The sequence below is a fragment of the Roseibium aggregatum genome, assembly GCF_014692675.1.
GTDB lineage: Bacteria > Pseudomonadota > Alphaproteobacteria > Rhizobiales > Stappiaceae > Roseibium > Roseibium aggregatum_C.
This window is the reverse complement of record NZ_JABFCZ010000022.1, coordinates 1-25,989: the sequence shown is the minus strand read 5'-3', so window position 1 is coordinate 25,989 and position 25,989 is coordinate 1. Positions and strand designations below refer to the sequence as shown.

The 25,989-nt window shown below is 63.0% G+C and carries 22 protein-coding genes and 1 pseudogene; 8 read left to right on the top strand and 15 right to left on the bottom strand.

From position 1 onward, the window contains the following. Nucleotide 1: 1 nt before the first annotated feature. Together HK439_RS18935 and HK439_RS18930 are read left to right on the top strand one after the other, a co-directional pair. Nucleotides 2-910: a F0F1 ATP synthase subunit gamma gene (locus tag HK439_RS18935; protein ID WP_190293043.1), complete on the top strand. Its 909-nt coding sequence runs from the start codon at nt 2-4 to the stop codon at nt 908-910. A 39-nt stretch (nt 911-949) separates the two neighbouring features. After that, nucleotides 950-1,612 (top strand): hypothetical protein, encoded by a 663-nt coding sequence (locus HK439_RS18930; protein WP_190293042.1) that lies wholly within the window; start codon nt 950-952, stop codon nt 1,610-1,612. Nucleotides 1,613-1,626: 14 nt separating this feature from the next. Here the strand turns inward: HK439_RS18930 and HK439_RS18925 are convergent, their stop codons facing one another. The 5 genes from HK439_RS18925 to HK439_RS18905 are packed head-to-tail and all read right to left on the bottom strand — an operon-like array spanning nt 1,627 to nt 7,983. Beyond that, nucleotides 1,627-3,213, bottom strand: a complete 1,587-nt coding sequence (locus HK439_RS18925; protein WP_190293041.1) for an FAD-dependent monooxygenase — start codon at nt 3,211-3,213, stop codon at nt 1,627-1,629. A 2-nt stretch (nt 3,214-3,215) separates the two neighbouring features. Then, nucleotides 3,216-4,232 (bottom strand): amidohydrolase family protein, encoded by a 1,017-nt coding sequence (locus HK439_RS18920; protein ID WP_190293040.1) that lies wholly within the window; start codon nt 4,230-4,232, stop codon nt 3,216-3,218. Then, nucleotides 4,229-5,071, bottom strand: coding sequence for an IclR family transcriptional regulator (locus HK439_RS18915; RefSeq protein WP_190293039.1), 843 nt, complete (start codon nt 5,069-5,071; stop codon nt 4,229-4,231). The genes HK439_RS18920 and HK439_RS18915 overlap by 4 nt, the downstream gene beginning before the upstream one ends. Beyond that, nucleotides 5,068-6,984 (bottom strand): TRAP transporter permease, encoded by a 1,917-nt coding sequence (locus HK439_RS18910; RefSeq protein WP_190293038.1) that lies wholly within the window; start codon nt 6,982-6,984, stop codon nt 5,068-5,070. The genes HK439_RS18915 and HK439_RS18910 overlap by 4 nt, the downstream gene beginning before the upstream one ends. Nucleotides 6,985-7,023: 39 nt before the next feature. Beyond that, the gene (locus HK439_RS18905; protein WP_190293037.1) at nt 7,024-7,983 is read right to left on the bottom strand and encodes a TAXI family TRAP transporter solute-binding subunit; all 960 of its coding nucleotides are present in this window, start codon (nt 7,981-7,983) and stop codon (nt 7,024-7,026) included. A gap of 154 nt (nt 7,984-8,137) precedes the next feature. Between HK439_RS18905 and HK439_RS18900 the strand changes: the two genes are divergently transcribed. Continuing rightward, nucleotides 8,138-9,847 carry a thiamine pyrophosphate-requiring protein gene (locus HK439_RS18900; protein ID WP_190293036.1) on the top strand — a complete coding sequence of 570 codons (1,710 nt, stop codon included), beginning with the start codon at nt 8,138-8,140 and terminating at the stop codon, nt 9,845-9,847. Between the two features lie 9 nt (nt 9,848-9,856). Here the strand turns inward: HK439_RS18900 and HK439_RS18895 are convergent, their stop codons facing one another. The 4 genes from HK439_RS18895 to HK439_RS18880 form a co-directional block, all read right to left on the bottom strand. Then, on the bottom strand, nt 9,857-13,000 hold the full coding sequence (locus HK439_RS18895) for an efflux RND transporter permease subunit (RefSeq protein ID WP_190293035.1): 3,144 nt from the start codon (nt 12,998-13,000) through the stop codon (nt 9,857-9,859). 19 nt (nt 13,001-13,019) lie between these two features. Beyond that, nucleotides 13,020-14,150 (bottom strand): efflux RND transporter periplasmic adaptor subunit, encoded by a 1,131-nt coding sequence (locus HK439_RS18890; protein ID WP_190293034.1) that lies wholly within the window; start codon nt 14,148-14,150, stop codon nt 13,020-13,022. A gap of 70 nt (nt 14,151-14,220) precedes the next feature. After that, on the bottom strand, nt 14,221-14,838 hold the full coding sequence (locus tag HK439_RS18885) for a TetR family transcriptional regulator (protein WP_190293033.1): 618 nt from the start codon (nt 14,836-14,838) through the stop codon (nt 14,221-14,223). Nucleotides 14,839-15,112: 274 nt separating this feature from the next. Further along, nucleotides 15,113-16,453 (bottom strand): aspartate aminotransferase family protein, encoded by a 1,341-nt coding sequence (locus tag HK439_RS18880; protein WP_190293032.1) that lies wholly within the window; start codon nt 16,451-16,453, stop codon nt 15,113-15,115. Nucleotides 16,454-16,570: 117 nt separating this feature from the next. Here HK439_RS18880 and HK439_RS18875 point away from each other — a divergent pair, with 117 nt between their 5' ends. Beyond that, nucleotides 16,571-17,146 carry a cupin domain-containing protein gene (locus HK439_RS18875; protein WP_190293031.1) on the top strand — a complete coding sequence of 192 codons (576 nt, stop codon included), beginning with the start codon at nt 16,571-16,573 and terminating at the stop codon, nt 17,144-17,146. 13 nt (nt 17,147-17,159) lie between these two features. Here the strand turns inward: HK439_RS18875 and HK439_RS18870 are convergent, their stop codons facing one another. Genes HK439_RS18870 through HK439_RS18855 form a run of 4 tightly spaced genes read right to left on the bottom strand, consistent with a single transcriptional unit; the run spans nt 17,160 to nt 20,521 of the window. Then, a complete protein-coding gene (locus tag HK439_RS18870) occupies nt 17,160-18,710 on the bottom strand; it encodes a cryptochrome/photolyase family protein (RefSeq protein ID WP_190293030.1) in 1,551 nt (516 codons plus the stop codon). Next, complete coding sequence (locus tag HK439_RS18865) at nt 18,710-19,114, bottom strand: DUF2177 family protein (protein WP_190293029.1); 405 nt, start codon at nt 19,112-19,114, stop codon at nt 18,710-18,712. The genes HK439_RS18870 and HK439_RS18865 overlap by 1 nt, the downstream gene beginning before the upstream one ends. Before the next feature lie 10 nt (nt 19,115-19,124). Further along, entirely contained in the window at nt 19,125-19,805 is a 681-nt protein-coding gene (locus HK439_RS18860) for a ChrR family anti-sigma-E factor (RefSeq protein ID WP_190293028.1), read from the bottom strand. Continuing rightward, nucleotides 19,802-20,521, bottom strand: a complete 720-nt coding sequence (locus tag HK439_RS18855) for a sigma-70 family RNA polymerase sigma factor (protein ID WP_328804194.1) — start codon at nt 20,519-20,521, stop codon at nt 19,802-19,804. The genes HK439_RS18860 and HK439_RS18855 overlap by 4 nt, the downstream gene beginning before the upstream one ends. Nucleotides 20,522-20,601: 80 nt before the next feature. On the opposite strand from HK439_RS18855, the gene HK439_RS18850 reads away from it, so the two are divergent. The 3 genes from HK439_RS18850 to HK439_RS18840 are packed head-to-tail and all read left to right on the top strand — an operon-like array spanning nt 20,602 to nt 23,973. Continuing rightward, nucleotides 20,602-21,960, top strand: a complete 1,359-nt coding sequence (locus HK439_RS18850; RefSeq protein ID WP_190293027.1) for an NAD(P)/FAD-dependent oxidoreductase — start codon at nt 20,602-20,604, stop codon at nt 21,958-21,960. Then, a complete protein-coding gene (locus HK439_RS18845; protein WP_190293026.1) occupies nt 21,957-22,751 on the top strand; it encodes a DUF1365 domain-containing protein in 795 nt (264 codons plus the stop codon). The genes HK439_RS18850 and HK439_RS18845 overlap by 4 nt, the downstream gene beginning before the upstream one ends. A gap of 1 nt (nt 22,752) precedes the next feature. Continuing rightward, nucleotides 22,753-23,973 carry an SAM-dependent methyltransferase gene (locus HK439_RS18840; protein WP_190293025.1) on the top strand — a complete coding sequence of 407 codons (1,221 nt, stop codon included), beginning with the start codon at nt 22,753-22,755 and terminating at the stop codon, nt 23,971-23,973. Here HK439_RS18840 and HK439_RS18835 read toward each other — a convergent pair. Beyond that, nucleotides 23,970-24,734, bottom strand: coding sequence for an SDR family NAD(P)-dependent oxidoreductase (locus tag HK439_RS18835; protein WP_190293024.1), 765 nt, complete (start codon nt 24,732-24,734; stop codon nt 23,970-23,972). The two genes, HK439_RS18840 and HK439_RS18835, sit on opposite strands and share 4 nt — an antisense overlap. Before the next feature lie 116 nt (nt 24,735-24,850). After that, a pseudogene (locus HK439_RS18830) lies at nt 24,851-25,342 on the bottom strand (dihydroxyacetone kinase subunit L); the annotation flags it as partial. Between the two features lie 43 nt (nt 25,343-25,385). Between HK439_RS18830 and HK439_RS18825 the strand changes: the two are divergent. Continuing rightward, entirely contained in the window at nt 25,386-25,874 is a 489-nt protein-coding gene (locus HK439_RS18825) for a substrate-binding domain-containing protein (RefSeq protein WP_190293023.1), read from the top strand. Nucleotides 25,875-25,989 lie beyond the last annotated feature (115 nt).

The following is a 25,989-nucleotide window of genomic DNA, read 5'->3' as shown; positions in this document are numbered from 1 at the left end:
CATGGAAACCCTTGAGGCGCTGTCGGAACGCCTGCACACCACCGAGGAAATCCAGTCCATCGTCCGCACGATGAAGGCGTTGTCTTCCGTCAACATCCGCCAATACGAACACGCCGTCACCGCGATCGCCGATTACGAGCGCGCCATTACCCTGGGGCTGCAGGTGGTCCTGCACAACCGCAGGAACAAGGCGGAACCGCTGGACCTGACCGGCCCGGACCGGAAGACCGGACACCGCCGCGCCCTTATCGTCGTCGGCTCCGACAGGGGCCTGTGCGGCCGCTTCAACGACCGGATTGCGGAATTCGCATCAGAACGGCTGGAAGCGGAAGCAAAAACGCCTGACGAGAGACCGCCCTTCATCTGCGTCGTCGGCGTCCGCGCCGCTGCCCGTCTTGAGGCCCTGGAGCTGCCCGCGGACCGGCTGTTCACCCTGCCGGGATCGGTCGACGGCCTGATTGATTCCGTTCAGGCGATCGTTGTTGAAATTGACCGGTGGGTCCGCGAGGAAGGCGTCGGGCCGGTCGCGCTGGTCTATAACCGCAAGACCGACCACGCGCTTGCAGAGGCGACGCACAGGGAGCTGCTTCCGATCTCGCAAGACTATCTGGACCGGCTCGCGGCCGCCCCCTGGCCGTCGAACCGGCTTCCCATGTACCGGATGGACGAAGGCGAACTGTTTTCCTGGCTGATCCGGCAACACCTGACCCTCGTCCTTTACGCCGCCCTTGCGGAATCCCTGGCAAGCGAGCACGCGTCCCGGCTTGCCGCCATGCAGAATGCCGAACGCAACATCGACGAACGCCGGGAAAACCTGCTTGCCGAATACCGGAAAAAACGGCAGGAAACGATTACGCACGAACTGCTTGAAGTGGTCGCCGGGTTCGAGGCAATCCGGAAAAAGCGCTAGGCTGCAGTGACAGATTAACGGTTAGCAGAGGACCGAAACATGCCGCAGGACAGCCTGATATCGGCTTTGTTGCGCCGATACGGGGAAACCTATTCCAGCGAACTGGGACTGGATCTGGCCGGCAACGTTCCCTCGGATCTGTTCCGCTGGCTGTGCGCCAGCCTGCTCATGAGCGCCCCCATTTCCTCACGCCTTGCCATGCGTGCGGCACGGGCGCTGTCGGACAAGGGCTGGACGACGCCGTCCAAGCTCGCCCTCAGCAAATGGCGGGACCGGACAAGCGTCTTGAACGCAGCCGGCTATGCGCGGTTCGACGAAAAGACCTCCACATTGCTCGGCGACCTGGCCGAGAAGATCCTGGAAGACTACGGCGGCGACCTGCGGGGCCTGCGTGAAACGGCCCACCGGGACCCGCTGACGGAACGCAAGCTCCTGAAGGAGTTCAAGGGGATCGGCGATGTCGGCGCGGATATCTTCTGCCGCGAGGTCCAGGTCGCCTGGAAGGAACTTTATCCCTTCGCCGACGATCGCACCTACGCGGCCGCCCGTTCCCTCGGCCTGCCGGAAGATATCACCTACCTATCCGCCCTGGTCGAACCCGAGACCTTCCCGGACCTGCTGACGGCCCTGATCAGGGCCGACATGACAGGCGAAACCGCGGCGTCTCTTTCACGGGCGGACAAGGCGCCGGAAGACGACTAACGCCTTCCGGCCTGTCAGTTCGCCCCGATGGCCCTGGCGAGAATGCTGTCCGGACTGCCGTCATTGCCTACCCAGGCGACGAACTGATCCGGCCGGATCAGGATCAGCGCACTGCCGTAGGCTTCGATCAGGTCCGGCGCATCCGTTTCCACGATCTTCAGCGGCACGTCTCGTGAGCGGGCGGATTGTTCGAACGCACCCGACAGAGGGGTCGTCCCGTTCAACGAGACCAGCGTGAACCCCTCGCCGAGAACCTCGAAGATATTGCGTCCGTCCGGCAGGGCCTTCGGGGCGAGGTGATGACCGGGGCGCGCCTTGAACCCGTGGGTGCCCTTGGCGCTTGGCGCGGCACCGGCGGGACTGCCGGTGACAATGGGCGAGCCTTCGTAATTCGGCTCGAAGGAATTCACGTCCGCCGTGTCCTCGCTGCGTTTGCTCCAGGCGGTCCGGAATTCATCGAGATCCTTGTCCGGATTGTAGCGATTGAGGAATTCACGGTCCTGCTCGATGTAATTGCCGATGAAATCGGACGCCGTCGAGGCAAACACCGGCCGCCGTTCGGCGTCGTAGCTGTCCAGCAGGCCGGGCCCGGCCCAGCCCTTCAGGGTTGCTGCCAGTTTCCAGCCGAGGTTGCGGGCATCCTCAAGTCCGGAGTTCACCCCGTAACCGCCATAGGGCGGATGGCTGTGCGCGGCGTCGCCGGCAATCAGCACCCGGCCTTTCCGGTAGGTATCGGCCAGCGCGAAGCGCAGGTCCCAGAAACCGATATAATCGAGATCAAGCTCGATCTCCTGGCCCACCGCCTTTTGGACGAACCCCTTGAAGTCGAAATTGTCTTCCGTGGCATCCGCCGGGACCGGCGCGTGGAAGAACCAGGACGTGCCGAGGTCGACCCGGCCGAAGAACAGCCAGTAGCCGTCATAATCCGGATGGAGCACGTTGAAGAAGGCCTTGCCCGGATACCGTTCCAGAAGGTCGTGCAGCTCGGTGGAGGTGAAGACCAGGAGCACCATTTTTCGGTCGTGATCGGCAAGGGTCTGGGTGATGCCCGCCGCCTGCCGGGTAAAGGAATGGCTGCCGTCGCATCCGACCGCATACCGTCCGTGCAAGGTGCGTTGTCCGGTGCCGCCGTGCTCGGTCATAGTGACCGTGACGCCCTCCGCGTCCTGCGCGATACCCGTGCCGTCAAAGCCGTAGAGAAGATCGATCGCATCGATTTCCGCCGCGCGGGTCCGCAGCACTGCTTCCATCGCATATTGCGGCAGGCGCTCGTTGGCGCTGTAGTAGTAATCCTTGACCGCGGCCCGGTTCAGCCAGTCGTAGCTGTAGTCGCTGAGAAGCGTTCCGTAGTTGGTCAACCCGCCGATGCCGGCGCCGCGCGGCACGGTGCGGGCATTGCGCAATTCTTCCTCGCAGCCCCAGAAGTGGAAATGCTCCATCGTGCGCTGGGTGAGGTTCTGCCCCTTCGGGATCGGCTGAATGGTCTCGTATTTTTCCACCACGGCGGAGGTGATGCCCCTGAGGCCGAGCTCGATTGAAAGCCCGACCCCGACGGGGCCGCCGCCGATGATGATCACATCGTGGGTAAAACCGTCCGGCATGGTTACCCCTTCAGGCCGAGCAGACGTTCGGTGTTGCCGTGGAAGAGCTTGGCCCGGGTTGCCTCCGAGACGTCCAGCTCCTCAAGGATCCTGATCGTCTCGCGGATATACATCGGCCCGGCTTCCGGATCGAACGGCGCATCGGAGGCAAAGACCACATGGTCCTCGCCGAAGAACTCGATGGCATGCTCGATCGCCTTGCGCGATCCGAAGGTCGCCGTATCGGCGTAGAAGTCCTTGAAATACTCCAGATGCGGGCGCTTCAGCGCCTTGCGCACGGCCGCCAGGTCCTTGTTCGACGTGCGTGCGCCCATCTGGTCCCATCCCGGGCCGACCCGGCCTTCGAAATAGGGCACCATGCCGCCCGCGTGGTGGGTGATGACGTTCAGGCCCGGATGCCGGTCGAAGACACCGGAGAAGACCAGGCGCGCCATGGCGGCGGAGGTTTCATAGGGCCAGCCGAAGGTCCACCAGATCTCGTATTCGGATTCCTTTTCCGTGAGGTAATCGGTGAAATTCGCGCCGCGGGCCGGATGCAGCCACACCGGCTTGCCGGACTTTGCCATGTAGTCGAAGAACGGATCGAATTCGGGCAGGTCGAGCGGCTTGCCCGACACGTTGGTGAAGATCTGCATCCCCGAGGCGCCGAGATCCTCGATGGCACGCCGGCTTTCTTCGACGACAGCGTCCGGATTGCTCATCGGCGCGGTACCGATGAAGGCGGGAAAGCGCTCGGGATACTTCTGACAGAGGTCTGCCAGGGAATCGGAACCGATCCGGCTGAGTTCGAGCGCCTTGTCCGGATTGCAGAGCTTTTCCAGCGGCGGCGACGCCAGCGACAGTACCTGCTGGTAGTCGGGCCCGAACATGTCCATGACCTCGAACCGCCGGTCCAGGTCGGTCATCATCGGCACGTCGCCGGAGCGGCGGGTGATGTCGGTCATTTCACCGATGTGATCGATCAGGGCATCGAAGAAGGGTTTCGGCCAGATATGATTGAAGATATCGAGTTTTCTCACGTGTTTTCTCCCTGAGCAATCAAGCTGTTTTTCCGGTCGTCGGCCGGAATCCGATCATTGAATTCGGTTGGATCGTGCTGCAGTTCGGCAAGTTCGAAACTGATTTCCACGGCTGCTTCCCGCACGTTCTCGGCGACTTCCGCCTCGCTCAGACCCTGCGCCTTCAAAGCGGTTTCCTCGATTGTGACGCAAAGCGCTGCAATGGGCAGGCGGCCGGAATCGAACACCGGCGCGGCAATGCCGACGACGCCGGGCGTGACTTCGCCATGGGCAATGGAATAGCCGCGGCGCCGGATGGCCCTGAGCGAATCGAGGACGTCCTCGACGCTGGAGCCGATCCCGATTTCGGCGAAATCCTCCAGCGCGCCCGTGATGATCGGCTTCTGCTGGCGGCGCGGCAGGTTGGCCAGGATGGCGCGCGAGATCGCACCGCGCGCCAGGGGCATCGGCCGACCACGCGGATAGCTGGATCTGGGGTCGGGGATCGAGCAGGCCGAATGCACGCACAGAAGCTTCTTGCCGTAATAGCGCACCAGCAGCGACGAACAGGGATAGCGGCTTGCCAGCGCCTCGACCTGATCGCGCCCGATCTCCACGACCGGATCGGAGCGGCGGACCAGAAAGTCCAGCTCCACCACGCGCGGCCCGAGCGTAAAGCCCCGCCCCGGCAGGGAGGTGAGGAAACCGGCGTCCTTCAGCGTGCGCAGATAGCGGTAGAGGGTCGGGCGCGTGTAACCGAGTTCCGTCATGATTTCCTGTGGCGTCCACTCGAGCCTGTCCTCGGTGAACAGGTCCAGGATCGCGAACAACCGCTCGCCGCTTCCGGAAGATACGCTCATGACTCGACCGTGTCCTTTGCTGTCGCGGGCTTCCGGCTCATCAGCCGCCACACCATCAGCGCAAAACCGCAGGCGACGCCGATCACATCCGTGACGACGGCCTGGGGAAACGCCCCCGAAGGTATGAGGGCAAGCAATCCGGCAAGGCCGAACAGGACCCGGACCCCTGGGGTCAGAAGACCGGCAAAGTAACCGGCAAGTCCGATGGAAACCAGCCAGACCCCGACGACGGCGGTCGTGACCGCCAGCGCGATTTCCCAGGGGGCCCCATGCAGCAGAAGGGTCGGTGAGAACACGAACAAGAGCGGAATGATATAGGCGACCCAGCCGAACTTCATCGCCGCCCATCCGGTCGCCATCGCCGGAGCTTTCGCAAGCGATGCGGCGGCAAAGGCTGCAATGGCGATCGGTGGCGTGATCATCGACATCATGCCGAAATAAAGCACGTAGAGATGGGCCGCGATCGGGTCGATGCCCACCTTGATCAGGGCCGGCGCGACGAGGGCCGCCAGCAGCACATAGACGCCGAGGGTCGGCAGGCCCATGCCCAGAATGATGCAGACGATGGCCGAAAGGGTCAGCAGGATAAAGGCGTTGTTGCCGCCGATCTGAACCAGAAGATAGGTCAGATTGAACGACAGGCCGGTCACGTTCAAGACGCCGATCACGAGACCGGACGCCGCCGAAATCAGGATGATCTCGACCACGGAATGGCCGCATCGGGACAGGCTGCCGAAGATGGCGCGCAGCGCCGGCCGGCTGCCCCGGTAGCCGATGGCAAACGAGGTTGCGATCAGGACCACAGCCGACCAGAGCGCCGCGCGCTCCGGCTGATAGCCCTTCCAGAACAACAGCCAGATCAGGACGGCAAAGGCGAGAATGAAATGCAGACCGCGCGCGACCGTCCGCCTGGCCGGGATCTCAGACTTCGGCACCGGACGGATACCCATGCGCGCCGCATCCAGGTCGGCCTGGATGAACAGGGCGACATAATAGAGGATTGCCGGGACCAGCGCGGCCGCGACGATATCGGAATAGGGAATGGCCAGGAACTCGGCCATGAGAAAGGCGGAGGCCCCCATCACCGGCGGCATGAGCTGACCGCCGGTCGAGGCGACCGCCTCGATGGCCGCGGCCTTGTGGCCGGGATAGCCGTCCCGCTTGATCATGGGGATCGTCACGACCCCGGTGCCGACCACATTGGCGACGGCGGATCCGGAAATCGATCCGAACAGGCCGGACGCCAGCACGGCGATTTTCATCGACCCGCCGCGGAACCGCCCCATGCCGAGCATGGCGGCGTCTGTGAAGAAATTCGACCCTCCGGTAATACCCAGCAGGGTGCCGAACAGGATGAAGGCGACGACGACGGTCCCGGCCACCGATATGGGCAGGCCGAGAATGCCGTTGGAATCAAGCGCCATGTAGCCGGCAAGCAACTGCCAGTTCTGCGCCCGGCCCTGAAGGCGGCCCGGCAGCAGGTCGCCGAAAAGCGCGTAGAGAAGAAAGGCGCATATGATCAGAACCAGCGTCCAGCCGGTCGCGCGCCTGAGACATTCGAGCGTCAACAGGGTGATGATGATGCCCGGGATCCAGACTTCGGCGGGCTTCGCGAAGATCTGGAGCACGAATTGCGGATAGCCGACGGCGATCCAGGAAACGGAAGCAAAGGCGATCAGGGCCAGGGCAACGTCGTACCAAGGCACGACGGTACGGTGCGAAAACCGGCGTGCCGGCAGCTCCAGGAAGGCGATCGGCAGGACCAGGGCGAGTATCGCGGCAAAGAACTGCTGCGGATAAAAGCCGAGGCCCAGATAGCGGGGCACGGACAGGGCCCAGCAGATCGCCATCAGGGTCAAGAGGGCAGCCAGCACATCAGCGATCGGGCGCCGGATTGCTGGAGAGAGGCCCATCGGGCCCCTCTCTTCCGTTTCGTCTTGCACGGTGCGTCCTCAGTCCAGACCGACTTCTTTGAAGAATTTCAAAGCGCCCGGATGGAATTCGGCAACGCCGGGATCGCCCTTCATGTCCTTCGGGTTGAACGCGTTGAAAGGCTTGAAGGTCTTGGCCATCACGTCCTTGCCCTCATACATGGCCTTTGCCATCTGATAGACGACATCGTCCGGCACACCGGCATGAGTGAAAATCACCTGCGGGAAGGCGATATAGGTCGCGTCTTCGAGAACGCCGGGCGACGAGCCCGCTTTCATCTTGACGAAAAAGGCCGTCGGCCAGTGCTTGCGGGCCTTGGCCAGGGCTTCATCGCTGTCATCGGCAACCGGCAGGGCGCGCAGACCGCCGACCGAAGCGTCCGCCTCACGGACCTTGCCGGCACCGTGGGCAAAGATGAAGCCGTCAGCGTCATTGGCCATGAACGCCTGGGCGCCTGCGACCACAGAAGTCACGTTGACCGGGGTCATGTCGGCCCGGGTCATGTCGGCGGTGGCATAGACCGCGTCGAGCTGGGGCAGGATGGTGTTCTGGGCGGTATAGCCGTCCGTCATCCGCTTGCCCTTGAGGTCTGCAAGCGTCTTGATGTCGCTGTCGGCACGCACGAAGATCGCTTCTTTCAACGGCATCAGCATGCCGACCACACGGATGTTCGGGTTCTTCACCCCGTTCCACCAGGCCTCGCCCGAAACCGCGTAGTTCACTTCCTGCAGATTGGCGACGCCGAACTCGATCCCGCCGGAATTCACGAACGGGATGAACTGGTTCGGGCTGGTTGCCGGCTGAATGGTGGTATTGAGCCCGGCCTCATTGGCCGCATTGGCCACCGCCGTCCCGATGTTGTGGAACAGCGAGCCGGGGTTCGACGTGGCGATCCCGACATTCTGTGCCTGGGCAGACCCTGCCGCGACCATGGCGACAGTTGCCGCGGCAAAGGCCGCTGCCTTGAAAAATCTTGTCATGTGGTTCCTCCCTTTGATCGTCACCTCTCTCCAAAAGGCGACAAAAATCCCAATAATTGAGATTTCCGCTCATTTATTACTTGCATTCGCAGCTTTGACAAGTCCATTTTGTCGCAGTTCGGCGACGGAGATCGACGGACACCGGAGGGAACGAATGACGTCAAAGCATCCGCGCGAACCGAAAAACGGCGCCGAATCGGTGCTGCTCGGCCTGAAGCGGGCCGGGGTGGATTACCTGTTTGCAAATGCGGGAACCGATTTTCCGCCGATCATCGAAGCGCTTGCCGCATTGCCAGCCGACGAAATCCCCGAGCCAGTGACGGTTCCCCACGAAACCGCGTCGGTCGCCATGGCCCACGGCTACTATCTGGTGACCGGCAAGGCCCAGGCGGTCATGGTTCATGTCAACGTCGGGCTCGCCAATGCGGCCATGGGCGTGATCAACGCCGCGAGCGACAACATCCCGGTCCTGGTCATGTCCGGACGCACCCCGATCACCGAAACCGGCCGCATGGGCAGCCGGGCGACCCCGATCCAGTACGGCCAGGAACAATACGATCAGGCCTCCCTGATCCGCGACGTCACCAAGTTCAACTACGAAATGCGCTATCCCGAACAGGGTGACGCCCTGGTAAGCCGCGCGCTGTCGCTGGCAACCAGCGCCCCGGAGGGACCGGCCTATATCAGCCTGCCGCGCGAACCGCTCGGCGCGGACATTCCCGAAAGCGCGAAACAACCGGCCCGCCAAAGACCCGCCGCCACGCCGGCAAGCCCGGACCCGGACGCAATCGGCCAGCTGGCGGCCTGGCTCGGAGAAGCGGAACAGCCGGTCATCCTGTGCCAGCGCGGTGACACCGAAGGCCGCCTGTCGACCGCATTGGCCGGTCTTGCGGAGACCCACGGCATCGGCGTTGCCGAGCCCTTCGTTGTGCGCAACGTCATGCCAAGCGATCACCCGATGTTTCTCGGCTACGACCCGGCAGCCGCCATTGCAGGCGCCGATCTGATCGTCGTGCTCGATACCGATATTCCCTGGATCGAACGGTTCCATGCCCCCTCCGAGGAGGTCAGGATCGTCCATATCGGGTCCGACCCGCATTTCGCCCGCATGCCGGTGCGCAACTACAAGACGGACCTGGCCATCGGCTCCGATCCGGTGCGCGCCATCGAGGCCCTGTCCGCCGCCCTGAAAACGGATGAAGACCGCGTCCAAAGGCGCAAGACCCGCCTTGCTGCGGAAATCGCGCCGCGGCGGGAGAAGATGTCCGAGCTGATTGCGAAGGGAGCGGATGATCCCATCGGAGCGGAGTTTTTGAGCCGCACGCTTTCAGACGTGATGGGCGACGATGCCGCCGTCTTTTGCGAGCTTGGCGTTGTCGCCGGCGCCATGGAGCTGAAGGGTCCCAACCGGATGTTCATGAACGTCCATGCCGGCGGTCTCGGCTGGGCCTTTCCGGCGGCGCTCGGCGCGCAACTGGCAGACCGGGACCGGCTTTGCGTCGCCTGCATGGGCGACGGCTCCTACATCTTTTCCAACCCGGTCGCCTGCCACCAGATTTCCGAGGCCCTGAACCTGCCGGTTCTGGTGATCATCAAGAACAACGGCATGTGGAACGCGGTCCGCCGCTCGGTCGTCAACGCCTATAAGGACGGGGCCGCTGCCAAGGCGAACACCATGCCGCTGACGTCGCTGGAACCCGCGCCCGATTACCTGCAGGTCGCCGCCGCCAGCCGCGCCTTCACCGCCCGGATGACCCGCGGTTCGGACCTGCGCGCCGCCCTGGAAGCGGCGATCACCGCGATCCGCAGGGAAAGACGTCAGGCCGTTCTCGACGTCAGGGTCGCCGTTTCCGACAGCTACTGATACCGGCTCTCAGGATACCGTTACGGGCGGGGCAAGCTCGTCCTGCCCGGCGACGGTTCCTTCCTTGGCGTGACCAATTGCCTTTTGTTTCGCCTTCGGCTCGCGGCCGAAGAACAGCGCATAGGCCGCCGGCAGCACGAAGATCGTGAGAACGGTCGCCACCAGGATGCCGCCCATCATGGCGTAGGCAAGCGGTCCCCAGAACACGCCGCGGGAGATCGGGATCAGCGCCAGAACGGCGACCAGCGCCGTCAGCATGATCGGCCGGAACCGGCGCACGGCGGCACCGACGATGGCTTCCGGCCGCGGCATGCCCGCAGCGATATCCTGATCGATCTGGTCGACCAGGATGATCGAATTCCGGATGATGATCCCGAGCAGTGCAATGACGCCCAGAATGGCCACGAAGCCGAAGGGTGCGCCGCTGATCAGCAGGGCCGCCGCGGCCCCAATGATGCCCAGCGGTCCCGTGGCGAGCACCAGCATGGCCTTGCCGAAATGCTGCAGCTGGACCATCAGCAACACGACGATCACAAGCAGCATGACCGGCGCCTTGGCTGCGATCGACGCCTGGCTCTCGGCGCTGTCCTCGGCCCCGCCCTGGATCTGGATCTTGTAGCCGGGGGCGAGGCTGTCGCGCAGCGGCTTCAGCTCGTCATAGAGCGTCTTCACCACCTCGTTCGACTGCACGCCGTCCGGCACGGTCGCCCGCACCGTGATCGTCGGCAGGCGGTCACGGCGCCACTCGATCCCCTGTTCGAGGACAGGCACGACCCGTGCGATCTGGGACAGGGGAACATAGGTGCCGAGGTCTGTGGGAATATCGATCGAGTTCACCGCGTCGAGGAGATGGCGGTTCTGCTCTGGTTCCCGCGCGACGATGGAGATGGTCTCCTCGCCGGCGCGCATGTCGGACAGCGGCGCACCGCTCATGGTCGCCTGGAGCATCTGCCGCAGCCGCTGCGAACTCACGCCGAGCGCCCGGGCCCGGTCCTGGTCGACCACCAGTTTCATCGCCGGAACCGGCTCAAGCCAGTCGTCATGGATTGCGCCCAGGATCGGGTTTTCGCGGTAGGCGGCCTTGACCTCGTTGGCAATGCGCCGGACTTCCGCCCGGTCGGGGCCCATGACGCGCATCTGCACCGGCCAGCCTGTCGGCGGGCCGAGAAACAGCCGGTCAACCTTGAACCGTACATCGGGGAAGTCGGCCGCCAGCATCTCGCGCAACTTGACGATCAGCCGTTCGCGGGACGGTTCGTCATTGGCCATCACCAGAAGCTGGGCGAAATTGGGATTGCGAAGCTGCTGGTCGAGCGGCAGGAAGAACCGCGGCGCACCCTCGCCGATATAGGTCGCGACGAACCGCTTGTCCGGATCGTCCATGATGCGGGATTCCAGCGCCTTGGCCCGGGTTTCCACCTGGCGGATGCTGGTGCCCTCCGGCAGCCACATATCGACCAGGATTTCTGGCCGCGAGGACTGCGGGAAGAAGTTCTGCGGAATGAACTGGAACGCCCACAGGCTGGTGCCGAAGGTGGCAAAGGTCAGGATCAGCACGAGTATCCGGTGACGCACCACCCAGGCGACCGAGGCACGGAGCCGGCGGTAAAAGCCGGTGTCGAAGACATCCTTGTGGCTTCCCGCGTGCTGGCGTTCCTTCAGGATCATATGCCCAAGCCACGGCGTGAAATAGACGGCCACGAACCAGGACACCACCAGCGCGATCCCGACCACGTAGAAGAGCGTGCGCACATATTCACCGGCGGTCGATTCGGCAAAACCGACGGGAATGAAACCGGCCGTGGTGATCAGCGTTCCCGTCAGCATCGGAAAGGCGGTGGAAGTATAGGCGAACCCGGCCGCGTCCAGTTTGACCAGCCCCTCCTCCAGCTTCCGCTCCATGAGTTCGACGACGATCATGGCATCGTCGACCAGAAGGCCGAGTGCGATGATCAGCGCCCCGAGCGAGATCCGCTGCAGGTCGATGCCGAGTTCGTACATCAGGGCAAAGGTGGCTGCGAGCACCAGCGGAATGGCGATAGCGATCACCAGGCCGGAGCGCCAGCCGATGGACAGAAACGACACGACCAGCACGATCGCGAGCGCCTCGCCCAGCGCACGCATGAACTCGCCGATCGCCTCGCGCACCACTTCCGGCTGGTCGGAGATCTGGTCGACATGCACCCCGTGGGGCAGCCCCGTCTCGAACCGCCGGTAGGTGTCTTCGACCGCCGTCCCGACCTCGGTCACGTTGAAGCCCTTGGCCATGACGACGCCGATCTGGACGCTGTCGTGGCCGTTGAACCGGTACTTGCGCTGATAGGGATCTTCCAGGCCCGCCGTGACGCTGGCGATGTCCCCGAGCCGCGTGACCTGTCCGCCGGCCTTCAGGCGCAGCTCGCGGATGTCTTCAACGGAACGGATCCCGCCGCCGACGGAAATCCGCACGGACCGGCCGCCGGCATCGATGCTGCCGGCCGGATCGACCGCGTTCTGCCCGGCCAGGGCATCGCGCAGATCGGTGTAGGTCAGGCCGCGTTCCGACAGGGCGTGCGAGGACACGTCGATATAGATCTTCTGCGGCTGGTCGCCGATGATGACCGCCTTTTCCACCCCCGGCGTCGACAGCAGCATGTCGCGCGCCTGAATGGCGAAGGTCTTCAGTTCCGGATAGCTGTAACCGTCACCGGACAGCGAATGCAGGGTGATGAAGGTGTCGCCGAATTCATCGTTGAAATAGGGACCGTAGAGGCCGTCCGGAAGTTCGCTGGCGATATCGCCGACCTTCTTGCGCACCTGGTAGAAGGCGTCCGCCACTTCTTCAGACGTCGTATCCCCCTTCACCTGCAGGGTAATGATGGCGCTGCCCGCGCGGGTATAGGACCGCACGAAATCGAGATGCGGCGTTTCCTGCAGCTTGCGCTCGATCTTGTTGACGACCTGGTCCTGCATGTCGGTGATCGATGCGCCCGGCCAGGCGGCCTGAATCACCATCACGCGGAAGGTGAAATCGGGATCCTCCTTCTGGCCCATGCGCATCAGGCCCAGCGCGCCGGCGATGATGATCAGCCCGAACAGGAACCGCGCGATGCTGGGATGGCCGATCGCCCAGCGGGACAGGTTGAAGGAACCGTTTTCGTTGGACGAGGACATACGCAACTCGCTTTAAAGATCAGCGGGTAAGGCTGGAGGGCGCAGTGTCCCCGGCCGCCAGGGCGGTGTGTTTCGCGACACCGTCCGGCAGCTTGACCTTGAGGTTTTCGGTCATGAACTGGGTTCCGGCCGAGATCACCAGATCGCCGGTCTTCAGACCGTCGGAAACCCTGACGCCGTCGCCGGAAAACTCGCTGACCGTAACCGCGCGGGCGTGGACCGTTTCATCAATCGGATTGACGGTCCAGACGATGCTCTTGTCCTTGTCCCCGCGGGCAAGCGCTGCCAGCGGCACGGCATAAAAATCCTCTCCGGCCTTCTCCGACGTATTGACGAAGGCGGTCATACCGAGCAGCACCCGGTCATCTGCCGGCAGGGAAATCCTGACCGCGAAGGTGCGCGAAACCGGATCCGCGCTGCCGGAAACTTCCCGCACGCGGCCGTTGAACTTGAGATCCTTGTTCGACCACAGGCCCACCTCGACCCGCTTGCCGGGCTTGAAGGACAGGACGTCGGTTTCCGGAACGGCGATCGCCACTTCCTTTTCGCCGTCGGCGGCGATGGTCACAACCGGGCTGCCCGCGGAGACCACCTGTCCGGCTTCCGCATGGACCGCCGAGATGATGCCGGGCAGGTCGGCGCGAAGCTCGCTGTAGCCGACCTGGTTCTTCGCCTGGTCGAGCTGCGCCCTGGAGGCGTCGCGGTTGGCGACCGCCTGGTTATAGGAAAGCTGCGCCTGTTCCAGGCCGGCCTTTGCGACCCACTTCTTGTCGTAGAGCTGCTGCGCCCGCTTCAGGGCGAAGTCCGCAGTCTCCACCTGCCGCTCCGCGGCGCCGAGTTCGGCCTCCGCACTCTTGACGAAGAGTTCGTAATCGGTCGCATCGATGCGAGCCATAAGGTCTCCGGCCTTCACGTGGTCGCCGACGTCGACCTTGCGCTCGACGATCTTGCCCGAAACCCGAAAGCCGGCAGCGGTTTCGCTGCGGGCACGCACGGTGCCGGAATATTCAAGCTTGCGGACGGAGGTGGCCGGTGCGACCTCAACCACCTTGACGGGGCGCACTTCGTCTTTCTGGACCTCCGCCTTTTTCTCCTGGCAGGCGGACAGAACGGCAACAAGCAACAGCGGGAAAACGGTCTTCCTGATCATACCTTCGGCTTTCCTTGCGAAGGCGCTCCGGCGCCTGAAATTGAAAATTTTTCAGTCGTATAAAGGCGGCTCAACCCTTGAGCGCGCGAATGGCGAAATCGATCAGCTCATCGGCGCATGCCCGGTTCTCCTTGGCCATGCACTGGGAAACGAGCTGCGGATGGTGAAGGGAAACCAGGCTCGCGCCGAAACAACGCGCAGCACTGGCCGTGTCCTGGGGTTTGAACTCGCCGGCTTCGATCCCCTGGATGATGATGCCCTCGACGATACCGTTCAGCCGATCGATGTGTTTTTCGATGACATGCCAGTCACGCTCGATGGCGACAATCACCATCTCGTGGACCTTTTCCTGATCGAGCATGGTGTCGACGGTGAACTGGTAATTCCCATGGGCGTAGCGCCGCAGGCGCTCTTCCGCGCTCAGGGGAAGCGCCGCGATGTTCAGGGCATTCTGGTAGGTCGCACCCAGCATGCGGCTGCAGATGGCCTGGTGGATTTCGATCTTGGAGGAGAAGAAGCGGTAGATATTCGCCGTCGACATGCCGAGATCCTTGGCAATGTCGGCAACCGTCGTCTTGGAATAACCGTAGTGCCGGAACAGCGCTTCGCCCGCATCCAGGATGCGTTTGGCTGTATCGGCCTGTGTATCGACTTGTGTATCGGTCTCGACCGTATCGGCGTCCTGCATGCCAGCCTCTGACGTGTGACGATTTTCGAATTTCGTCACACATAAGTCGAAACCCGTCAGGTGTCAATGATACGTGAACAAGCGGACCGGGCCGCAGGCAACGCTCCGCCCCTCGGCCGTCACCCCGGGCGAACGCAGTGAGACCCGGGGCCGGAGAGGCAGAAACCTCACGAATTCAGCAGGGTTGAAGTGACAAAGACCGTGACTCTCCGGTCCCGGATAAAGCCTGACGGCTTTTCCGGGATGACGGCAGAGCGTGGGCCGAAGCGCCCGGTTACTCGGTCGCGGCAAGGATGTCGCGCAGGGTGTCGACCATTTCCGAAACCTGGGCGTCCTCGACGATCAGCGGCGGCGACAGCGCGATGATGTCGCCCGTCACCCGGATCAGGACACCGGCCTCGAAGCACTTGACGAACACCTCGTAGGCGCGCTGGCCGACGGCCCCGTCGCGGGACGCTAGTTCGATGCCCGCGATGATGCCGAGGTTGCGCACGTCCTTGACGTGGCGCGCATCTTTCAGCGAGTGGACGGTGTCTTCCCAGTGGCCGGCAATGTCGGCGCCGCGGGTCAGAAGTCCGTGCTTTTCGTAGATGTCCAGCGTGGCGAGTCCCGCCGCGCAGGCGACCGGATGGCCGGAATAGGTGTAGCCGTGGAAGAGCTCGATGCTCGCTTCCGGCCCGTTCATGAAGGCTTCGTGCACATGATTCTGCGCGAACACCGCCCCCATGGGGACCACGCCGTTGGTCAGCGCCTTCGCCGTCGTGAACAGGTCCGGCTTGACGCCGAAATAATCGACGGCAAAGGGCGTGCCCAGGCGGCCGAAACCGGTGATCACCTCGTCGAAGATCAACAGGATGCCGTGCCGGTCGCAGATGGCGCGCAGACGTTCCAGGTAGCCCTTGGGCGGCACCAGCACGCCGGTCGATCCGGCGACCGGCTCGACGATCACCGCTGCAATCGTTTCCGCCCCGTGCAGGGCGACGATCCGCTCGAGATCGTCGGCAAGATGCGCGCCCCACTCCGGCTGGCCCTTGGAATTAGCGTTGTGCTCCGGAGCGTGGGTATGCTGCAGATGATCGACGCCGGTCAGAAGCGTGCCGAAATGGCGCCGGTTGTTGACGATGCCGCCGACCGAAATGCCGCCGAAGCCGACCCCGTGATAGCCGCGTTCCCGGCCGATCAGGCGGGTCCGGCCCGCATCGCCGCGGGCGCGGTGATAGGCCAGCGCGATCTTCAGCGCCGTATCGACCGACTCCGATCCGGAGCCGGTGAAGAAGACATGATCGAACCCGTCAGGCGCGATCTGCTTCAGCCGCTCGGCGAATTCGAACGCGATCGGATGGCCCATCTGGAAGGACGGCGCGTAGTCCAGGTTGGAAAGCTGCCGGGCGACCGCATCGGTGATCTCGGAGTTGCCGTGGCCGGCATTGCAGCACCACAGACCGGCCGTTCCGTCGAGGATCGTGCGGCCGTCATCGGACTGGTAATGCATACCTTTGGCGGAGACCAGCATCCGCGGGTTCTGCTTGAACTGCCGGTTCGCGGTGAACGGCATCCAGTAGGCATCCAGGACCTGGTTGGAACCGGGCTCTTTTCTATCGACGACGGCATCCATGGCACTTCTCCTTAGCAACCACGGTTAGAAAGCATCGATTTCAGTCGGGAGAAAAGTCTGTTTCTTCAATCCGGCAAGTGACTGGTTTTCATCGGTTTTCATGTGTATGTGTTTATGATGGTAAACACACTAAACACCGATGACTTCTCCAAAGACGTCGGCCTGCGGCTACGCGCAATCCGCGAAGCGCACGGCTATTCCCAGCGGGAACTGGCCAAGCGGGCCGGCGTCACCAACGGTTTCATCTCCCAGCTCGAGGCGGCGAAGATCAACACGTCGCTGAGCGCCCTGAAGCGGGTGCTGGACGGCATCCCGATCGGCCTGTCGGAATTCTTCGCCTACGAGCCCGAGCGCCAGGGCAAGGTGTTTTATGCGGCGGATGAGCTGACGGAAATCGGCAAGGGAAAGATTTCTTACAGACAGGTCGGCAACAACCTCTTCGGCCACGACCTGCAGATGCTCTACGAGGTCTATGAACCGGGCGCCGATACCGGCCGGGTCATGCTCAGCCATGAGGGCGAGGAAGCCGGCATCGTTATGGAAGGCCATATCGAGATCACGGTCGGCGACCAGCGCAAGGTGCTGGGGCCGGGCGACGCCTACATGTTCAAGAGCACGACCCCGCACCGGTTCAAGGCGCTCAGAAACAAACGCTGCGTCGTCGTCAGCGCCTGCACGCCGCCGACGTTTTGAGTGAGGCCAGAACCTAAACCGGAAGCCCGGCGTCCAGTCTTTCAAGAAACGCCCGGGCGCTTTGCCGATAGGTTTCCTTTTTCTCCTCCCCCATCCGCCGCCAAGTGGCGTAGGGCTGGGCCAGCCGCCGATTGGCCGAGAGCTTGTCCGCGTTCCGGTCGAGAAAATCCCAGTAGAGCGCATTGAACGGACACGCTCCCTCTCCGGTCTTGGCGCGGACATCGTAGCGGCAGCCTTTGCAGTAATCCGACATGCGCGAGATATAGGCGCCGCTCGCGGCATAGGGTTTGGTGCCGAGCAGCCCGCCGTCGGCGAACTGGCTCATGCCGATGACGTTCGGCAGTTCCACCCATTCGAACGCATCGGCATAAACTTCCAGATACCATTCATGCAGCGCATGCGGATCGAGCCCGGCCAGAAGGGCGAAATTCCCCGTTATCATCAGGCGCTGGATGTGGTGCGCATAGGCGTTTTCGATCGTCTCGCCGATCACCTGCGCCAGACAGGCCATATCCGTCTTTCCCGTCCAGAAGAAAGCCGGCAACGGCCGTTCGGCCTCGAAGAAATTGCTGTCGACGTAGTCGGGCATGAACAGCCAGTAGACGCCGCGCACGTATTCCCGCCAGCCGATGATCTGACGGATGAATCCTTCCACCGCGTTGAGCGGCGCATGACCCTCCAGGTAGGCCCGTTCCGCCGCCCTGCAAAGCGCCATCGCATCGAGAAGACCGAGGTTCAGGTAGAACGACAACAGCGAATGATTGAGGAACGGGTCGTCCTTGAGCATCGCATCCTGCGTCTCGCCGAAGCCCGGCAGGAAGTTCGCGATGAAATCGTCCGCCGCCCGCTCGCAATCCTCCCGCCTCACCGCAAAGGTAAATCCGTCCGCCGAGCCCATGTGATCCGGAAACCGGGCTTCGACGAGGTCCATGACGGACCGGGTCATGGCATCCGGAGGAAACGTCGGATGCGCGGGACGAAAAAGGTCGGGGGCGGCGGGCTTGCGGTTTTCGGCGTCGAAATTCCAGCGCCCGCCGCAGGGCTTGTCGCCGTCCATCAGCAAGCCCGTCCGCCGGCGCATCTCCCGGTAAAAGAACTCCATCGTCAGTGCGCGGCGGTCGCCCGCCCATTTGCGGAAATCATCGCGGGAACACAGGAAGCGGGTATCGTCGCGAATCTCGACCGGAATGTCGAAGTCGTCAGACCAGCGGTCCATCGCCTGCCTCACCCGCCATTCGCCGGGCTCGGTGACCACGACCGCTTGGGGCTTCAGCTCATCGATGGCCCGTTTCACTTCGCCCGTAAACGAGTTGCTGTTGCCGTCGTCGTCCAGTTTCACGTAGCGAACCCCGAATCCCCGGTCCCGGAGCTCGTCCGCGAAATGCCGCATGGCGGAAAAGATCAGGGTGATCTTCTTCTTGTGATGGCGGACATAGGTCGCCTCTTCGGCGACTTCGCACATCAGCACCCGATCCCGACCCGGGTCGGCATCCTGCAGGCTGGACATCGACAGGGTGAGCTGATCCCCGAGGACGAGGACAAGGTTCCTGATTTTTGCCGTCATCAGGCTTTCAGCAAACCGGCCACGGCAAAGGCGGCAGCAGACGCCGATGCGGTCAGCACGGCCCCCCAGACCATGTCGACCACGCTGACGGTCAACGACCAGCCCTTCACCGTTGCCAGGTTGGTCATGTCGTAGGTGCCATAGGCGATCAGGCCGAGTACGGCGCCGTTGACGATCGCGACGGCCACACTCTCTTTCTGCAGGCCGGGCAGGACGGCGAAATAGACGATACCGGCGATATAGGCGAGATAGAACAGCCCGGCCGCCCCCATGTCGGGACGGTCTCGCAGAAGGTGACCGATATGGGAACGGTAAAAGCCGATCGCCACCCGGCTGAGCCACAGATAGTCGAGACCGAAAAACACCACTGCCGCGGACACATAGCTGAGCACAATCACGCGCATTGGTCTCTCCTCAGATGCCGAGCATCGGCTGGACCAGCCTCAACAGGCGGCTTTTGAAGCGAAGCGGCGCATCCGTAACGGCAAGACAGATGCAGTCTTCCTCGTCACCGGCGACCGGCTTATGCTCCAGGGTTTCGTCGGCATCTTCCAGGTCGCCCCGGGAAAACCGCCCGGTGACGTCGCTGAAACTTCCCGACAGAACGAGGGTGAGTTCCCGTCCGCCGTGGCCGTGCTCGGGCACGGGCTTGCCGGCGGGGATGCGCAGCAGGCGCACGCTGGTCTCCTCGTCCCCTGTCGGCACCAGAACCTGGTACGCGCCCCGTCCGAGCGATTTCCATTTCAACTGATCCGCATCGGCACCGACATAATTCCTGAGCGGTGCGGGCAACACATAGTCGTGCCGCGGCTTGTCGGCCTTCAATGACGGCACGGAGCCAGAGGGTTTCCGGTCAGAGGATATCTGCCCGGAGAGCCGTTGCCGGATGTCCTGCCACGAAGCGTCCACGGACTGTTCCGACGGCTCGATCTTCTCAAGCATGTCTCCGGCCGCCGCCTCGAATTTGGCAAGCCGCCCCCGGCACCCGGGGCACAGCGCAAGATGGGTGGCGACGGCCAGGCTCCAGCCTTCCGCCAGGTCTCCCGTCGCATAGGCCGCGAGCAGTTCATCCCGGATGTGGTGGCGCGGGCTCATCGGCGCTCTCCCAGGCTTTTTCGAAGCTTGTCGATCGCCATCCGGATGCGCGACTTCACCGTTCCGAGCGGCAATCCGTATTCCGCGGCGAGATCCGAGTGCGACACGTCGCCGAAGAACGAACGCTGCACCAGTTCGCGCTGCTCGGCGGGCAGGTCCTGCAGGGCCGTGCGAACCATTTCCGCTTCCTGTCTGTTCTGGAACTCGACATCGGCGGGCTCGACGTCATCGGGGACGAATGCCGGATCGTTCGGATCGAATTCCGGCCGGTTCTGCTTGCGATACGCGGAAATGAACGTGTTGCGCGCGATCGTGAAGATCCACGTCGAGGCATTTCCTTTTTCGGGATCGAACAGTGTGGCCTTGTTCCACACCAGCATCATCGTTTCCTGCATCAGTTCTTCGGCTGTCTGAAGGTTCCGGGTGTGGCGCATCATGTACGCCTTCACGCGCGGACCGAAATGGCGGAACAGCGTCTCGAAGGCGGCAACATCCTGCACCCGCGCCACAGCTCCGATCAGCCGTGACATGTCTTCAGGGTCTTCAGTCATCGAGGTTCCGCGCACTTTGGTGATCGCAACGCCGCGTGGTTTCCGCACCGGACGTGCGGACCATGTGGCTTGCGCAAAACCATTGTGGCATCGCTCGGCCGCCTGCGAAACTGTTATTGTCATGCCGCTAATACGCGCCGTGCCGGAGGGCGGATCATCGCGCATAAAAAAATCTGTTGCACCGATCCGATGGCAGCCCTGTCGCGTAGTTCCATCAAACCAACAACAGGATCGGTCGGTTTGCGATGAGCATTCAGGGCAATACAGGTTTTAACGAAGGCAATGCGCGGATCGCCGTCATCGGCTCCGGCATCTCCGGTCTTTCGGCCGCGTGGCTTCTTTCGCAGACCAGGGACGTCACGCTCTTCGAGGCCGAGGCCCGCGCGGGCGGCCATTCCAACACGGTCGATGTCGAAACCATTACCGGCAAGACCCCGGTCGACACCGGCTTCATCGTTTACAACGACCGGAACTACCCCAACCTCGTTGCCCTGTTTTCCCATCTCGGCGTACCGACGGAAGTTTCCGACATGTCCTTCTCCGCCTCTCTGGACGGTGGCCGGTTCGAATATTCAGGCTCCGGCCTCGCAGGCCTGCTGAGCCAGCGAACCAACGTGATCAGCCCGCGGTTCTGGTCGATGCTCACCGGTATCCTCCGGTTCTACCGCGAAGCACCGGAGGCGCTGGAACGCCCCGATGTCGCAAACCTTTCGCTCGGCGCATTTCTGGAACGGGAGGGCTACAGCCGCACCTTCATCGAGGATCATCTGTTGCCGATGGGGGCGGCCATCTGGTCGACCACCGCAAGCGAGATGCGCGCCTATCCACTCAAGGCATTTGTAAGGTTCTTCTCCAATCACGGACTTCTGCTCATCAAGGACCGGCCGAAATGGCGCACCGTCACGGGCGGGAGCCGCACTTACGTCAAACGCCTCCTCGGCGCATTTAACGGAGCCTTGCGTTTCGGCTCGCCCGTTGTCGAAATCCGCCGCGACGATCTCGGCGTCACGATCACCTGCGCCAACGGACAATCGGACCGGTTTGCCCATGTCGTGATCGCCACCCATGCGGACCAGGCGCTCCGCCTGCTTGCCGACCCGGACCCTGAGGAACAAAACCTGTTGGGCAGCTTCGGCTACACGGAGAACACCGCCGTTCTGCATTCCGATCCCCGACTGATGCCGAAGCGCAGGGCCGCATGGGCGAGCTGGAACTACATCGGCGGAAAGCGCGGCGACGGCAAAGAGCAGCTTTGCGTGACCTACTGGATGAACCGGCTCCAGAACCTGAAGACCGACATGCCCGTGTTCGTGACGCTGAATCCGGGCCAGGAACGCGACACCCGAAACATCCATCGGACCTTCCACTACACCCACCCGCTGTTCGACGGGAATGCCCTGGCGGCACAGTCGAACCTATGGCAATTGCAGGGACGCCGGCGGACATGGTTCTGCGGCGCCTATTTCGGCAGCGGCTTTCATGAGGATGGCTTGCAGTCCGGCCTCGCCGTCGCGGAAGAGCTTGGCGGCATGAAGCGACCCTGGTTCCTTGACAACCCGTCGGACCGCATCGTCGTGCCGGAACCGAGGATGGCCGCAGAATGACCTTTTCCTCCGCCCTTTTTGCCGGAGAGGTGATCCACAGCCGCCTCCGTCCAAAGCCGCACAAGCTGCGCTACCGCGTCTTTTCCCTGCTTCTCGATCTCGATGAGCTCGACTTGCTCGACGGGAACCTGAGGCTGTTTGCTCATAACCGGCGGGCCGTTTTCAGCTTTCATGACCGCGACCACGGATCCGGAGAACGGAACGGCCTGAAGGACTGGGTGAAGGGGCAGCTGGAAAACGCCGGGCTGTGGAGCCCTGGAATGCGTATTGCCGTGCTCTGCTATCCGCGCGTCTTCGGCTACGTCTTCAATCCGCTGACCGTCTATTTCTGCCGCACGGCCGAGGGCGAGCTGCGCGCCGTTCTCTACGAAGTCAGCAATACCTTCAGGGAACGACACACCTACGTGATCCCCGCCGGCACCGGAAAGGACGGCCAGTTCCGGCACGAATGCGCCAAGGAGATGTATGTCTCCCCCTTCATTCCGATGGACTGCCGCTACCGGTTCCGCATCGCGCCGCCGTCGGACCGAGTCCTGATTGCGATCAACGAAACCGACACCGATGGCCCGCTCCTCCATGCATCCTTTGCAGGCCGCCGGCGACCTTTGAGCGACCGTACGCTCCTCAAGGCGCTCGCGGCCTATCCGCTCATGACCCTGAAAATCATGGGCGCGATTCATTTCGAAGCCTTGCTGCTATGGCTCAAGGGGATCGCCGTCCACCGTCACCGGGCGGCAGTAAACCCCATCGACAGCACCATCGTCGCCGACCCCCGCCTCGGAGAAAACTGACATGAGTGAGATTGAACAGTCCGCGGCCCTGATCGCCGAGCAAAGGCCTCCCCTGTGGCAACGCATGATCTGCCGCTGGGCGCAGCGGATTTCCCGCGGACGGCTGACCCTCGTGTTCGCGGACGGACGGGAGTTTCACGTCGAGGGGTCTGAACCCGGGCCGTCGGCCATGCTGAAACTCAATAATGCGGGCGCCTTCTGGAAGGTCGTCGGCAACGGCAGCCTCGGTTTCGCCCGCGCCCATATGGACGGCGACATCGACAGCCCGGACATGCTGGCGTTCCTGGAACTGGCACTTGCCAACGAAGACCGGCTTCAGGGCCCGATGCGCGCCTCGGCGTTCGGCCGGTGGACCGCGCGCCTGCGCCATTTGCTGAACAGCAACACGCGGGCCGGCAGCAGGCGTAACATCGCCTTCCACTACGATCTTGGCAACGGGTTCTATCGCCTGTGGCTGGACAGGACGATGACCTATTCCTCCGCGCTCTACCAGTGGGAGGACCTGTCGCTGGAAGAGGCACAGGCTGCAAAATACGATCGCATCATCGCAGCCCTCGATATCGGCCCCGACGACCATGTGCTGGAGATCGGTTGCGGCTGGGGCGGCTTCGCCGAACATGCCATTAAAAAAACCGGTTGCCGGGTGACCGGCCTGACCCTGTCGAAGGAACAGGCGGATTACGCCCGCCGGCGCCTGGCGCTGGCGGGACTGTCTGCACAGGCCGACATCCGCCTGCAGGATTACCGGGATGTGGAGGGACGTTTCAGCAAGATCGTGTCGATCGAGATGTTCGAAGCCGTCGGCGAAGAAAACTGGCCCGTTTATTTTGACCGGGTTCGCGATCTGCTGGCGGACGGCGGCAAGGCCTCGATCCAGGTCATCACCATCGATGAAAGCCGGTTCCGGGACTATCGGCGCCGTGCGGATTTCATCCAGACCTATGTCTTTCCCGGCGGCTTTCTGCCGTCGGTGACAGCATTTGAGGAAAGTGCCGCGAAAGGCGGGCTTGAGGTAACCGGCAGCCTGCGCTTCGGCGCCGACTACGGGCGTACGCTGCTTGCCTGGGACCGGTCCTTCACCGACAACTGGTCGAAAATCCGCACCCTCGGTTTCGACGACCGCTTCTACCGGATGTGGCGCTATTATCTTCACTATTGCGCCGCCGGTTTCCGTTCCGGACGGTTGGACGTCGTCCAGTTCACGCTTGCCCGTCAGCCTTAACCGCGGTCCGCGCGCAGCATCTTTTTCGTGACGGCGAAGAACAGCGGATAAGGCAACAGCCGAAGAAGCTTGAGCAGGAAGACCATGCGTTTCGGGAAGGCGATCTCGAACCGCATGGACTGCAGTCCCCGCACGATCCGCTCTGCCGCATCTTCCGCCGAAATCATGAAGGGCATGGGAAAGTCGTTCCGGGCGGTCAGCGGCGTGCGCACGAAGCCCGGATTGATCACGCTGACGGCGATACCCTTTTCCTTCAATTCCGGATAGATCGCTTCCGCAAGCGTGATCAGCGCCGATTTGCTCGCCCCGTAGACGCCTCCGCCCGGAAGGCCCGCATAGCCGGACACCGACGCGATGATGGCGACGTGCCCGCTGCGGCGCGGCACCATCTTAGCCAGAACGGCTTCAAGGCAATGGCTTGTCCCCATCAGATTGACGCCGAACGTCTTTGAGACGAGTTCCGCATCGAACCGGCCCGGTTCGTCGCGGAGGTAGATACCCGCGGCAAAGACGGCGAGATCAACGGGCCCCATGGTCTCTTCGATTTCGCCAAACGTCCGTTCAACCGCGTCACGGTCAAGGATATCGACCGGAAACGCTTGAACCGGTCCACCGGCCTCAGTCGCGAGCAGATCCAGCGCCTTTTCGTTCCGGGCGCTGGCCGCGACAAGATAACCGGCATCGGCGAGTTTCAGCGCCACCGCCGCGCCGATGCCCGAACTTGCACCGACGACCCAGGCCCGCTTTTGACGATCCTCCATTCAAGTCCCCCTTTTCCCCGCGGGGCGGCGAGCCCGCGCGGGACATTTCGAGATCCGTCTTTTTTACGGATCCGGGGGACCTGCGGATCAGTGCAGGCGCGGCTTTTCGGGCTTTTCTAGAGCCGGGCGAGGTGTTCGAACAGGAGCGCGACGGCTTCGGCGCCCGGATCGTTATGCCCCATCAGCTGCTCCGCATTCAGGTAAGACGCCCGCCCCGCGTTCGCCTTGGAAAGCGTAGCGGTGTGGTCGGCGCCCTTGCGGGCGGCAGCCGCCGCTGCACCGAACCCGTCACCGAGGGCCTCGAGTGCCGGCTGCAGGGCATCGATCATGGTCCGGTCGCCCGGCTTGGCGCCGCCGATCTGCTGCATCCGCTCCAGGCCCGCCTTCAGGGCGTCCCGCATCTGCAGACCGGAGGAGGAGGCATCGCCGGCCGCGGCAAAGAAGATCGCCAGGAGCACGCCGGAGGACCCGCCCATGGTCTGGCTCAGTTCCTGCCCAATCGCCCGGAACAGCTGCGTGAAATCGGCCAGCGGCAGGCTGTCCATCGATCCGATCAGCGCACGGGACGCATTCGCCAGGGTCGACCCGGTATCCCCGTCGCCGGATTTCGTCCGGGCGGAAACGGGAAGCATCCTGATCGTCTCGGAAACCATGCAGTCGCGAGACAGCCTGGAACGCCGGCTCGGGTTCGACCGGATCATCAATTCCCGGTTTCCTCATCTCCACGCGCTGCCGTCGCTGGAGACCTACGGCGATCCGGATCGCGCCCGGACGATCATGTCCGAAGCCCTCAAGCGCCCGGACATCGTCGCGGCCTATATCCTCTCCTCTGAGGCACGGGTCCCGCTCACGGTCCTGAACGAGATCCGGCTGCCGCAGCCTATCGTGACCATCGCCCACGAGCGGACGCCCTACACAGAGGCTTCGTTGAAAAGCGGACAGCTGGATGCGCTGATCACGCAGGATCCCGGTCACCTGGCACGAAGCGCCATCCGCAAGCTCAAAGCCATGACCGATCAACGCAGCACATTGATTTCACGGGAAAAATCAGGATGGAGATTCTTCTGGCGACCAATCTCTGATCCCGGAATAGATCCCAAAAACGCAAAAAGCCCCCTGGTGGGGGCTTCAGACTGCTGACAAACCCCTGGCGTTAGCCGGGGGTTTTTGATTCACTGTTTTGATGTTGAAGAAACCCGGTCCGGATCAGACAGCGCTTGAGATGGTCACACTCGACCAGCTTGTTCCCGCCGAT